The organism is Spiribacter sp. SSL99, from assembly GCF_009805925.1.
Classification (GTDB): domain Bacteria; phylum Pseudomonadota; class Gammaproteobacteria; order Nitrococcales; family Nitrococcaceae; genus Spiribacter; species Spiribacter roseus.
Genome location: NZ_MAOM01000017.1, coordinates 164,473 through 176,562, shown reverse-complemented (window position 1 = coordinate 176,562; position 12,090 = coordinate 164,473). Strand labels below are relative to the sequence as shown.

Genomic DNA, 12,090 nt, shown 5'->3' with positions numbered 1-12,090 from the left:
AATCGCCGCACCAAAACAGTGCAAATGCCCGATTGACCTGCATCACAGCCGGGCGTATCTTTCGTCAGGATTCCAAAAGGAGGAAATCAACCATGGATCTTTCAACTCTCAGCGTGGGTCAGTACGACTTCATTGCAAACGCCTTCTCGTTTGGCTTTGCAGTGATGGCGGCCGCGACCCTTTTCCTGTGGTTCTCCCGCAGTCAGGTAGCTCCCGCGTACAAGATGGCCGTGACGATCTCCGGTCTCGTGACCGCCATCGCCGGCTATCACTATCTGCAGATCATGCTGTCGTGGGATGCGGCCTTCTCCGTGACCAACGGCACCATCGAAACCACGGGCTATGCCTTCAACCAGGCGTATCGCTACGTCGACTGGCTGCTGACCGTGCCGCTGCTGCTCGTCGAGCTGATTCTCGTCATGCGCCTGTCGCGGAGCGAGACGGTGTCCAAGAGCGTGACGCTGGGTGGTGCCGCCGCTCTGATGATCATCCTCGGGTATCCGGGCGAAGTGGCCGAAGGCGGCGCAACGCGCTTCCTGTTCTGGGTCCTGTCGATGATTCCGTTCATCTACATCGTCTACCAGCTGGTGGTTGGCCTGAAGGGCTCGATCAGCAAGCAGCCGGAAAACGTCCGCGGGCTGATCAACGGCGCTGCCACACTGGTGGTCGTGTCCTGGCTGTTCTACCCGATCGTGTTCCTGTTCCCGCTGATCGGCCTGACCGGTGGCGCCGCCATCACGGCCGTCGAAGTGGGCTACACGGTTGCGGATATCGTGGCCAAGGCCGTGTTCGGCATCCTCATTCTGATGATTGCCATGCGCAAGTCGGAAGCCGAGGGCAAAGCCAGCGCCTGATCGGGATCACCCGATCGGCCGGCATTGCGAATGCTGAGCCTGTGGATGCCGGACGCTGTCCGGCATCCACTTCCCCGGACAAAGCGTGAGGATCAACTCCGTGGCCGCAGTCGACGTCAGCCAACAGCAAAGCACCGACGCAGGGGCATCCGCCCTGTCGAACGGTCTGACGCACGCGCCCACTCCTGCGCCCCTGTCCACCGTCGATCAGTGCATGATCGATGCCCTCGCTCATCTGCGGCCGACGCCGGCCCGGGATGCGGCGATCTATCACCTCAACACCGGTGGCCATCGGATGCGGGCAAGACTGGCGCTCGCCAGCAGTGCCGGCCGACTGGACACGTATGACAGCACAGCGGCTGCCGCCGCCTGTGAACTGCTTCACAACGCATCACTGATTCATGACGACATCAGTGATCACGATCTCTACCGGCGCGGACAGGCGTCCGTCCGGTCCCTCTATGGTGACGACGTTGCCCTGTGTGCGGGCGACCTGTTGTTAACCACCGCTTATCAGATTGCAGCCGGTATGCGCGACGCCGACACGTCGCGGCGGCTCATGGCCGCCATGGCCGACTGCACCGCACGCGTGATCGGCGGGCAGAGCGTTGAACTGGCCGGGCGCGAAAGGCGCCGGCCGGTGAGCCGCCGCGACTATCTGGCCGCGACACGCGAGAAGACCGCGCCGCTCATCGAGCTGGCACTGAATGTCGGGGTCCAGACCGATGCGGGCGCCACCGCGCCGCTCGAGCGCGGGCGTCAGCTGGCCGCAGCGATCGGTCTGGCTTATCAGATCCTCGATGATCTCGACGATCTGCAGACGACCGACAACCCGGATCGACTCCACCCGCTGCATGCCTGGCGCCATCATCAGCCGCCCCGCAGGCAGAGCGGCGACACCCGCGAGGCAACGCTGGCGCGCTGTCTCCGGCATGTCCGTGCCGCCCTTGAGCGCGCGGAACGACTGACCGGGCATCTGCCGGCCCCACTCGCCCACGATGTCCGAGAACTGCTGCAGCGACTCGCCGACCAGTCCCGGGTCGTCTCCCGGCGCGCACTGACACAACACAAGGGGTAGAGCCCTATGCATTCCCTGGTGATGGGCGGCGGATTCGGCGGCATCGCGGCCGCTCTGCGTCTCCGCGCCCGTGGTCACGAAGTGACGCTGATTGATCGCTGCCCCCGACTGGGCGGACGCGCCCAGGTGTTCGAGCGCCACGGATACCGCCACGATGCCGGTCCCACCGTGATCACGGCGCCTTTTCTGTTCGCCGAGCTATTCGAACTGTTTGGTGAGTCACTGCACGATCACCTTGAGCTGCGCCCACTCGATCCCTGGTATCGATTTCGCTTCCCAGACGATTCGTCGTTCGACTATGGACCGGGCATCGAGCGCATGGAATCGGAGATCGCGCGTTTCAATCCGGCCGATGTCACCGGCTATCACGGGCTGCTCGCGGAATCCCGCGAACTGTTCGAAATCGGTTTCCGCGAGCTGGGCTATCAGCCCTTCCATCGCCTTTCGTTCATGGCCCGCCAGATCCCGCGGCTGTTGCGGCTGCGATTTGACCGCAGTGTCTGGACGATGGTGGCCCGCCACATCAAGCATCCCTACCTGCGGCGGGCACTATCGCTGCAACCGTTGCTGGTCGGCGGTAACCCGTTTGATACCACCTGCATCTACGGACTCATCCACTATCTCGAGCGGGAATGGGGCGTGCATTTCGCCATGGGCGGCACCGGGGCGCTGGTCGGTGAGCTGGCCGGTCTGCTCGAGCGCCAGGGCGTGCGCGTCGAAAACGGCCGCAGCATCACCGCCGTGCACCGCGAAGGCCGCCGCATCACGGGCGCCAGTGTCGATGACGGCCGCACGCTGAAGGCCGATCACTTCGTCTCCAATCTCGACCCCATGCATCTGTACGGGGAGCTGATGGATCCGGCGCCACTGGCCGCCCGGGTCAAGCACCGGCTGGCACAGACATCGATGGGCCTGTTCGTCCTGTACTTCGGTACCGACTGCACCTATCCCGACGTAGCCCATCACACGATCTGGCTGGGTGACCGCTACCGTGAACTGCTGCGGGACATCTTCGACCGCAAGATCCTCTCCGAGGACTTCTCGCTGTACCTGCACCGGCCGACTGCCACCGACCCCAGCTTTGCGCCGCCCGGCCATGACAGCTTCTATGTGCTGGCCCCGGTGCCCAATCAGCTGGGCGATATCGACTGGGCCAGCGAAGGCCCGCGCCTGCAGGCCCGCATTGTCGAGGCGCTGGAGGCCACGCTGATGCCCGGCCTGAGCACGCATCTGCGCGCCGCGTTCTACATGACGCCTGATGACTTCCGCGAGAACTACCAGAGCGTCCACGGCAGCGGATTCACCCTCTCCCCGCTGTTCCGCCAGTCGGCCTGGTTCCGGTTCCACAACCAGGCCGAGGGGCTGGATAATCTTTATCTTGTGGGCGCTGGCACCCACCCGGGCGCTGGCATGCCCGGCGTGCTGTCGAGCGCCAAGGTCCTCGAGCGACTGTTCCCTGAGGGCGTGGAGGCGGCGTGAAGCCGCGTGAGGTCCTCGCCCGCCACGGCAGCAGCTTCCACATGGCGAGCCGGCTCCTGCGCCGGCAGGATGCCGATGATGTCGCCACGCTGTATGCCGTCTGTCGGCTGATCGACGACATCGCCGACGAGTCCGCCGATGGCGCGGGGCGCATTGATCAATTCGTCGAGGCGCTCACCGATGACCGGCCTGAGGCCGTCCCCGTTGATGGGTTCGCGGCCCTTGTCCGTCGCCGGCAGATGGCGCTCGCGCCATTGGTGGTCCTGGCGCGCACCGCCGCGCAGGAGGCACGCGACGGCCGGTTGATCGAGACCGAAACCGAGCTGATTGATTATTGTTATGGGGTCGCCGGCACCGTGGGCGAGCTCATGTGCCCCCTGCTGGGCGCCGATCCGGTGCGCGGCCGGGATGCCGCGGTGGCCCTTGGTATCGGCATGCAACTGACCAACATCGCCCGGGATGTGCTTGAGGACGCCCAGCGCGGGCGGCGCTATCTGCCAGCGGCCTGGGTGAGCGAGCGCAGCCCCGCGGTCATTGCCAACGCCGCCGGGGCTGACCGGGCGCCGATCCAGGCCGCGATTGGTCGGGTGATCGAGCGTGCCGAACGTGAATACGCCCACGCCGAGACCGGTTTCAGCCTGATCCCATGGCGTAATCGCCTGGCGATCCGGGTGGCCGCACGGCTCTATCGCGCCATCGGGTTGCAGGTGCGGGCGAATGGCTGTCGCTATTGGGAGGGCCGTATTTCGCTCACCCACGCCGCCCGCCGGCGGCTGGCGCTGAAGGCCCTGGTACGGCCCGCCACCGACCGCCCCTGCATCGCGCCATGAAACGCTTCGACATTGCCCTGATCGGCCTGGGGGCGGCGACCATGAGTCTGGCCGTCCGCCTCGTGCTGCGGGGCTACCCGGGATCGATCGCCATCATTGAGCCGCGTGAGCAACCCTGTGATGACCGGACCTGGTGTGGCTGGCGGCTCGCAGAGCATCCTTTCAGCGCCCACGCCACTCGCACCTGGTCGACATGGGCGGTCAGTGATGGCGGACAGTCCGTGATCAGGGGCAGCACCCGGACACCCTACGAGATGCTGCGGGCGTCAACGGTCCAGCGCCAGGCGCTGGATGCCATCGCGACGCGACCCGACTGGGCCCTGTATGCCGGGCGATCCCTGATATCGGCCGACATGGATGACACGCGGTGGATGCTGCAGCTGGATGATGGCGGCTCGATCATCGCCGATCGGGTGCTGGACTCGCGCCCACCGGCACTGACACTCACGCGACCCTGGGTGTGGCAGAGTTTCGTCGGTCGCGAACTGGTGGGCCCCGATCTTCCCGATGACAGTCCCGTGCGGCTCATGGACTTTCTGGATGACCCGACGCCGTTACTGACGTTTGTCTACGAGCTGCCCATCGCACCGGGCCGACGGCTGATTGAACTGACGCGATTTGCCCCGCAGCGCCCGTCGCTGTCCGCCCTTGGCGCACGACTGGACGGCCTCCTTGCCGATCGGGGCCTGGCTGATCACACCATCGCCCGTGAGGAGTCGAGTCATCTGCCGATGACGCCCGTGCCGCCCTACAATCAAGACGGCTGGATGCGCGTCGGTACCGCCGGTGGCAGTATGCGGCCGGCCACCGGTTACGCCTTTCACGGCATCCAGCGCTGGGCGGATGATTGCGCCGATGCCCTCATGGCCGGCCGATCACCGGTCGCCCCGGCACGACGCCGGGGCATGGACTGGCTGGATGGCGTGTTCCTTGAGTCGCTCTGGCGGCATCGCCCGGCCGGCACGGCGGGTACGCCTTTCGTCCAGTTATTCGAGCGCACACCCGCTGAATCAATGGTCCGCTTTCTAATGAGTCGGCCACAACTTGCGGATATTTATAAGATTCTGAGGGCCCTGCCGCCCGCTCCGATGCTGCGGGCGGCACTCGCCCATTCCCGTCAGGCGATGGACTGAAACTGCAACGCCGCCAGATGCGCGTAAAGGCCGTCGCCCGCAAGCAACTGATCGTGGGTGCCCACCGCGCGCACCTGCCCCGCCTCGAGCACCGCAATGCGATCGGCGTTACGCACGGTCGCCAGCCGATGGGCGATGACCACGCTGGTGCGCTTGGCCATCAGGCGCGTGAGCGCGGTCTGCACCTGGCGCTCGCTCTCGGCGTCGAGGCTGCTGGTGGCCTCATCGAGCAGCAGCAACGCCGGATCGCGGAGGATGGCCCGGGCAATGGCGATGCGCTGTCGCTGCCCGCCCGAGAGCTGCACGCCGCCGGGTCCAATGTGCGTGTCATAACCGTCAGGAAGCGCCTCGACAAAGCCCTCGCAGTTCGCCGCCCTGCCCGCCTCGAGGATTTTCTCGCGCGCCGCGGCGGGATCGCCGAAGCGGATATTCCCGGCAATCGTGCCGGTGAACAGCACCGGCTCCTGCGCCACCAGCGCCATGCGCCGGCGTAGCGCCGCCGGATCGGCGTCGCGCAGATCCACGCCATCGAGTCGCAGGCGTCCCGCGGAGGGATCGTGAAAACGCAGCAGCAGGCTGATCAGCGTGCTCTTGCCCGCCCCCGAAGGCCCGACCAGTGCCACGGTCTCCCCCGCGCGGATCTCAAGATCGACGCCCGCAAGCGCCGGCGGGTCGGGCCGGGTGGGATAGCGGTACTCCACCGCCTCGATGACCACCTCACCCCGGCCGGGCACCGGCAATGCCACCGGATCGGCCGGCGGTCGGATGGCGGGCACCGCGTCAAGCAGTTCAAACAGCCGTTCCGCGGCGCCGGAGGCTCGGAAAAGCTCGCCCGCCACCTCCGAGAGCACCCCGACGGCCCCCGCGGCCAGCACCGCATAGAAAACGAACGCGGAGAGCTCGCCGGCGCTCATCGTGCCGGCGATCACGGCATTGCCGCCGCGCCACAGCACGAAAGCGACGCCCGCAAAGGCCAGCAGCAGCGCCACTGCATTCAACCCGGCGCGCTGGCGGATGCGCTGGATCGCAATGCTAAAGGCATCCTCCACCCGGTCACGAAAGACCCGACGGTCCTCGGCCTCATGGACGAAGGCCTGAACCGTCTCGATGCCACCCAACGTCTCGCCGGCGTAGCTCCCCACCTCGGCGATCCGGTCCTGGCTGAGGCGCGAGAGGCGGCGCACGCGCCTGCCATAGATGAGCATCGGCGCCACCACCACCGGGATCCCGATGATGACCATGGCACTCAGCGTGGGCTGGGTGACCACCAGCATGATCAGCGTGCCGATCAGCAGCAGCGCATTGCGCAGTGCCATGGAAAACGTTGAGCCGAGTACGCTCTGCAACAGCGCGGTGTCGGTGGTCATGCGCGACTGGATTTCGCCGACGCCGTTACGCAGATAGAAACCGGGGTCAAGATCCAGCAGGCGCTCGAAGACGTCCCGGCGCAGATCCGCCGCGACCCGCTCGCCAATCCACATCACCCAGTAAAAGCGCATGGCCGACGCCACCGCCAGCACCAGCACCACGCCGGCGGTGATCATCAGGGCGCGATCAAGGGCAGCGCCCGTGCCATTGGCAAACCCCTGGTCAATCACCAGTCGCAGGCCCTGGCCGATGGCCAGTACGCTCGCGGCGGCCACGATCAGCGCTGTGCCGGCCACCAGGGCCTGGCGCCAGTACGGGCGCAGATACCCGGACAACCGCAGCAGTCCACCAAAGCGCCTCATCCGGGCGCTCCGGGTGGGATGATCTCGTCAGCGAACAAACTGTGCATTACCATTGATCCTGTAATGAGAGACGACAAGGCCACGAGTAAAGCAATGATGATTTCGGTCCTACAAGCCAAAATCCACGCGGCGACGGTGACGGATGCCAACCTCGAGTACGAGGGCAGCATCACCATCGATTCGACCCTGCTCGAGGCCTCAGGGTTGCTTGCCCATCAGCAGGTGCATGTCTACAACATCACCAATGGTCATCGATTCGAGACCTACATCATCCAGGGCGAGCGCGACAGCGGCGCCATCACCATCAATGGCGCCGCCGCCCACCTGGCCGGTCACGGTGACCGGGTGATCATCGCCGCCTACGCCCAGATCGATGCCGACGCCGCCCCGAGCTGGGTACCGACGCGGGTTTTCGTCGACGACGACAACCGGCCCAAAGCGCTGGGCAATTAGCTCATCGCCGCCGCCATGGCGCTCTGCCCGGAACGGGCCCGATGGTCGAGGTAGCGATGCATCAGGGCGATGCCAGCAACCCGGCTCGCGACATCATCGTCCCGGGCGCTCATCACCACCGGCAGTCTCAGACCCAGTAAAAGGCCGGCACCGCGGGCGTCGGCGAGGTGGCTCAGCTGCTTGACGAGCATGCTGGCGGCCTCCAGATCGGGCGCGATCAGCACATCGGCGCGCCCGGCAACCGGCGACTCCAGCCCCCGTGCCCGGGCCGTGGCCGCCGAAATGGCCGCGTCAAAGGCCATGGGGCCGTCAATGATCGCATGCTGCACCTGGCCGCGATCCGCCATCTTGCAGATGGCCGCCGCATCCAGCGTCGAGCTGAGCTTGGGGTCGATGGCCTCGGACGATGAGAGCATGGCCACGCGGGGTTCATGGATGCCGAGCGCGTGGGCGAGCCCGGTGGCATTGCGGACGATGTCGCGCTTCTCGAAAAGACCGGGGTGGATGTTGACCAACGGATCGGCGATCAACAGCGGGCGCGGATAGGTCGGCACGTCATAGGCCATGACCTGGCTGGGTGTCCGCTCGGTGCGCAGGCCGCCAGCTGGATCAATCAGCTTGCCCAGCAGCTCCTCGGTGGCGAGCCCGCCCTTGATGAGCGTCGCCACATCGCCGGCGGCCGCCATGCCCACCGCCGTCTGCGCCGCACCGTGGCTGTGCCGGGTGGCGATCTGCTCATAACCGCTGATATCGACACCCGCATCATCGGCGGCGGCCTGCATGCGCCCGCCTGGCCCCACCAGCACCGGCCGGATCAGCCCCTGACGGACGGCCGCATCCAGCGCCTGCATGCTCTCGATATCCACCGGATGCACCACCGCCGCGGTGACGGGCGTCGCATCGCCGGTCTCAGCGAGCGTTTCCGCAAGCTTGCCCTGTTCCGCCAGGCGGATCGAGGGCATCACGGCCCGGGGCCGGCTGACCTTTTCGGTGGGCGCCAGCACGCGTGCCTCGCCGTCGAGCACCAGGGCGTCTTCCTGGTTGCGGCACTCGCAGGCGAATACCACCTGGCCCTTTTGCTCATCCTTCTCGCGGACGGTCACCCGCACGCGGATCCGGTCACCCAGCATTACCGGTGCCCGAAAGCGTAGCGTCTGACCCAGATAGATCGTCCCCGGCCCCGGCAGTTTCGTCCCCAGGACCGTCGAGATCAGCGCCCCGCCCCACATGCCGTGGGCTATCAATTCATGGAAGCGGCTGCTGCGGGCAAACGCCTCGTCCACATGGGCGGGATTGACGTCCCCCGACATCACCGCGAACAGCTTGATGTCATCCATGGTCAGGCGCTTTTCAAGGCTGGCCGACTCGCCGATCTCGATCTCATTGAAGGTGCGGTTCTCGATCAGCGCCTCAGAACTGGACATGGTGTCCCCCATCAACGTAGTGAGTGCCACCGGTCACACCTGCCCCGGCATCGGAGATGAGGTAAGCGGCCGTCTGACCCACCTCGTCGGTGGTGACCAGCCGACGCAGCGGCGCGTGGGCCTCGCCGTCCGCCGCCAGCGCTTCAAAGTCCTTCAGCCCGGAGGCGGCACGGGTGCGGATCGGCCCGGGAGAAATGGCGTTGACGCGGATACCGCGGGGCCCGAGCTCGGTGGCCAGGTAGCGCGTGGATGCCTCCAGCGCCGCTTTGACCGGGCCCATCAGGTTGTAATTTTCCACCGCCTGGTGAGCGCCGTGATAGCTCATGCAGATCAGGCTCCCGCCGTTGTCCATCAGGGGCTCGGCCAGTCGCGCCATGCGCACGAAGGAGTGACAGGACACATCCATGGCCAGCGCGAATCCCTCGCTGGAGGTGTCGGTGAGACGGCCCTGCAATTCCGCGAGCGGGGCGAAGGCGATCGAATGAATGACAAAGTCCAGACGGCCCCAGCGAGCCCGTGCCCGATCAAAGAGCGCCTGGAGCGAATCATCATCCTGCACATCGACAAGCTGGTATTCGGGATTGCCCATTCCCTCGGCCAGCGGCATGACAAAGCGCTCGGCCTTTTCACTGGCATAGGTCACGATGCACTCCGCGCCCTGCGCGGCCAATGCCCGAGCACAGCCATAGGCGATGCTGTTCTCATTGGCCAGGCCGGTCACGATGCCCACACGACCGTTCAGCGAAAAGGCCCCGGCGCCGGTTGAATCAGTCATCAGTCACTCCCTAACGCTCATGTTGCAGTGCACACTTAACAACATGTGCTGATCATCCGCAATCGTGGACGGGGTATCTGGCCGTCGACCTCGCGGCCTATACTGACCCCATGCAACGCCGCACCCAGAACATTCGCGCCAACCTCGTCGACATCGATCATCGCCGCATCTATGCCGCCAGCGTGCACTGGGAAGACGGGCATATTGTGGCGATCGCCGTCCTCGGTGCTCCGGATCCGGCCCTGGATTACCTCCTGCCCGGGTTTGTCGATGCCCATGTGCATGTCGAGAGCACGATGCTGACACCGGCCGAGTTCGGCCGCATTGCCAGCCGTCATGGTACCGTGGCGGCGGTCACGGACCCCCATGAAATCGCCAATGTCCTGGGCGCGGACGGTGTCCGTTACATGGCCGAGGACGCCCGCCGCAGTCCGATCCCGATCCATTTCGGGGCCCCCGCCTGCGTGCCGGCCACCCGCTACGAAACATCCGGCGCGGAACTGTCCGCCGAGGCCATCGAGACCCTCCTGCACGAGGGCAGCGCCGGGCATCTCGCCGAGGTCATGGACTTTCCGGGGGTGCTGGCCCGCGAGCCCGGCCTGATGGCCAAAATCGAGGTCGCCCGGCGTTGGGGCCGCACCATCGATGGCCATGCACCGGGGCTGACCGGTGCAGCGGCACGCGACTACGCCGATGCTGGCATCCACAACGATCATGAGTGCGCCACCCGCGAAGAGGCCGAGGCCAAGTTGGCCGCCGGTATGCATCTGGTCATCCGCGAGGGCTCCGCGGCGAAGAACTTAGACGCGCTCCACCCGCTGATCGACCGGTTCCCCGGTCAGATCATGTTCTGCACCGACGATCTGCACCCCGATGACCTGGTCACCGGCCACATCGACCGCATCGCCGCACGGGCCATCCAGGCCGGTCATGACCGCTTCGATGTCCTGCGCGCCGCCTGCAGCAATCCGGTGGCGCACTACCGGATGGACGTCGGCCAGCTGCGGGTCGGCGATCGCATGGATGCGATTACGGTGACGGACCCGGATCAACTCAATGTGGTCACCACCTGGGTGGCGGGGACACGCGTTGCGCAGCAAGGCCGCAGCCTCACGGCGCATCGCCCGGCAACACCCAGCAATCGGTTCAATGCCGCACCGATATCGGCGCGCACACTGACCGAGGCGCTGCCCAGGGGCGATCCGGACGACGCGTCCCGGCAATTGCGGGTCATCGAATGCCGCGATGGGGCGCTTGATACCCGGGAGTGCCATCTGCCTCCCAGCTGGCAGGGCGATCACCCCGTCCCCGACCCGGATCGCGACCTGCTTTTGCTGACCGTGGTCAACCGCTATCACCCCGCCCCGCCGGCGGTGGCGTTCATCCGCGGGTTCGGGCTGACCGATGGCGCCATCGCCGGGTCGATTGCGCATGACTCGCACAACGTGATCGCGGTCGGCAGTCATATCCAGTGGGTCAGCGAGGCCGTCAACGAAGTGATCGACATGCAGGGCGGGATCGCGGCGGTGGGCGGTGCCGGTCGCGACCGATTGCCACTGCCCGTGGCGGGACTGATGAGCACCGCCGATGGCGACACCATGGCCGCGCGACATCACGCCATGGTGTCACTGGCCCATGCCATGGGCAGCCCGCTGAGCGCACCCTTCATGACCCTGTCATTCATGGCCCTGCTGGTCATCCCGGCGCTCAAGCTGAGTGACCAGGGCCTTTTTGACGGCGAGCGCTTTGAGTTCGTGTCGCTGCTGACGCCACCCCTGAGCAGCTGATCACAGTCGCCCCCGGCGGATCCTGACACGCTTCGGCCAACATCCCCGGCAGGAGCGCACCCGATGGCCCGTGACTATATCCGCCCCGAGATATCCGAGCGTCTCTACCAGGAACTGGCCGGCGGTCGGCAATTGTTGATCAATCCGCGCAAGGCCGATCTGCTGCTGGCCCTGGATGCAGTCCAGCACTCGGCACGCAAGCGCCGCCTGACCGAACCAACCGTCCTCCGGGGCTGGCGGCGTTTTCAAAGCGGCGAACGGGATCCGCTGGCCCTCGCCACCCAGACGCGCGCGCCGGCCCACTACCAGTGGCCCGTCGAGTGCACGATCCTGCAGGCGGTCACGCTCACCCCCCGCCTCACCGGGGCCCTGCTCGAGCGCGCCGCCATTCAACCGGGTGAGTCACTGGAGTGGCCCATCCCACTGGAGGCCGAGGCCGGGCGGGCGCGCCGCAATGCGATGGTAACGGCCTTCTGGATGCACCTGAGCGATGAGGATATCCGGCAGCTGGATCGCTATACCGCAGCGGCCTGAAGCCACCGCCCGG

General features: G+C 66.2%; 11 protein-coding genes. 8 read left to right on the top strand and 3 right to left on the bottom strand.

Annotated features, from left to right (window positions below):
* From BA899_RS06535 to BA899_RS06515, 5 genes are all read left to right on the top strand, one after another.
* The coding region (locus BA899_RS06535; protein WP_235013314.1) for a bacteriorhodopsin-like at positions 1-854 on the top strand (854 nt) is incomplete at its 5' end.
* A gap of 100 nt (positions 855-954) precedes the next feature.
* The gene (locus BA899_RS06530; RefSeq protein ID WP_159300121.1) at positions 955-1,932 is read left to right on the top strand and encodes a polyprenyl synthetase family protein; all 978 of its coding nucleotides are present in this window, start codon (positions 955-957) and stop codon (positions 1,930-1,932) included.
* A gap of 6 nt (positions 1,933-1,938) precedes the next feature.
* The gene (gene crtI, locus BA899_RS06525; protein WP_159300120.1) at positions 1,939-3,411 is read left to right on the top strand and encodes a phytoene desaturase family protein; all 1,473 of its coding nucleotides are present in this window, start codon (positions 1,939-1,941) and stop codon (positions 3,409-3,411) included.
* Positions 3,408-4,241: a phytoene/squalene synthase family protein gene (locus BA899_RS06520; RefSeq protein WP_159300119.1), complete on the top strand. Its 834-nt coding sequence runs from the start codon at positions 3,408-3,410 to the stop codon at positions 4,239-4,241. Before crtI ends, BA899_RS06520 begins: the two co-directional genes overlap by 4 nt.
* The gene (locus BA899_RS06515) at positions 4,238-5,374 is read left to right on the top strand and encodes a lycopene cyclase family protein (protein ID WP_144348381.1); all 1,137 of its coding nucleotides are present in this window, start codon (positions 4,238-4,240) and stop codon (positions 5,372-5,374) included. Before BA899_RS06520 ends, BA899_RS06515 begins: the two co-directional genes overlap by 4 nt.
* On the opposite strand, the gene BA899_RS06510 is transcribed toward BA899_RS06515, so the two are convergent.
* On the bottom strand, positions 5,359-7,104 hold the full coding sequence (locus BA899_RS06510) for an ABC transporter transmembrane domain-containing protein (protein WP_144348382.1): 1,746 nt from the start codon (positions 7,102-7,104) through the stop codon (positions 5,359-5,361). The two genes, BA899_RS06515 and BA899_RS06510, sit on opposite strands and share 16 nt — an antisense overlap.
* Positions 7,105-7,197: 93 nt before the next feature.
* Here BA899_RS06510 and panD point away from each other — a divergent pair, with 93 nt between their 5' ends.
* Positions 7,198-7,557 (top strand): aspartate 1-decarboxylase, encoded by a 360-nt coding sequence (gene panD / locus BA899_RS06505; RefSeq protein WP_159300118.1) that lies wholly within the window; start codon positions 7,198-7,200, stop codon positions 7,555-7,557.
* Here the strand turns inward: panD and BA899_RS06500 are convergent.
* Together BA899_RS06500 and fabI are read right to left on the bottom strand one after the other, a co-directional pair.
* On the bottom strand, positions 7,554-8,981 hold the full coding sequence (locus BA899_RS06500) for a bifunctional enoyl-CoA hydratase/phosphate acetyltransferase (protein ID WP_159300117.1): 1,428 nt from the start codon (positions 8,979-8,981) through the stop codon (positions 7,554-7,556). The two genes, panD and BA899_RS06500, sit on opposite strands and share 4 nt — an antisense overlap.
* Positions 8,968-9,756 (bottom strand): enoyl-ACP reductase FabI, encoded by a 789-nt coding sequence (gene fabI / locus BA899_RS06495; protein WP_159300116.1) that lies wholly within the window; start codon positions 9,754-9,756, stop codon positions 8,968-8,970. Before fabI ends, BA899_RS06500 begins: the two co-directional genes overlap by 14 nt.
* Before the next feature lie 110 nt (positions 9,757-9,866).
* On the opposite strand from fabI, the gene ade reads away from it, so the two are divergent.
* The gene (gene ade / locus BA899_RS06490; protein ID WP_159300115.1) at positions 9,867-11,543 is read left to right on the top strand and encodes an adenine deaminase; all 1,677 of its coding nucleotides are present in this window, start codon (positions 9,867-9,869) and stop codon (positions 11,541-11,543) included.
* 63 nt (positions 11,544-11,606) lie between these two features.
* Positions 11,607-12,077, top strand: a complete 471-nt coding sequence (locus BA899_RS06485; protein ID WP_110882635.1) for a hypothetical protein — start codon at positions 11,607-11,609, stop codon at positions 12,075-12,077.
* Positions 12,078-12,090: the final 13 nt, after the last annotated feature.

Bases quoted from the DNA above. Each gene is read 5' to 3' on its own strand.
- BA899_RS06510 (WP_144348382.1), bottom strand. From the start codon at position 7,104: ATGAGGCGCTTTGGTGGACTGCTGCGGTTGTCCGGGTATCTGCGCCCG.
- crtI (WP_159300120.1), top strand. From the start codon at position 1,939: ATGCATTCCCTGGTGATGGGCGGCGGATTCGGCGGCATCGCGGCCGCT.
- fabI (WP_159300116.1), bottom strand. From the start codon at position 9,756: ATGACTGATTCAACCGGCGCCGGGGCCTTTTCGCTGAACGGTCGTGTG.
- BA899_RS06515 (WP_144348381.1), top strand. From the start codon at position 4,238: ATGAAACGCTTCGACATTGCCCTGATCGGCCTGGGGGCGGCGACCATG.
- panD (WP_159300118.1), top strand. From the start codon at position 7,198: ATGATGATTTCGGTCCTACAAGCCAAAATCCACGCGGCGACGGTGACG.
- BA899_RS06500 (WP_159300117.1), bottom strand. From the start codon at position 8,981: ATGTCCAGTTCTGAGGCGCTGATCGAGAACCGCACCTTCAATGAGATC.
- ade (WP_159300115.1), top strand. From the start codon at position 9,867: ATGCAACGCCGCACCCAGAACATTCGCGCCAACCTCGTCGACATCGAT.
- BA899_RS06485 (WP_110882635.1), top strand. From the start codon at position 11,607: ATGGCCCGTGACTATATCCGCCCCGAGATATCCGAGCGTCTCTACCAG.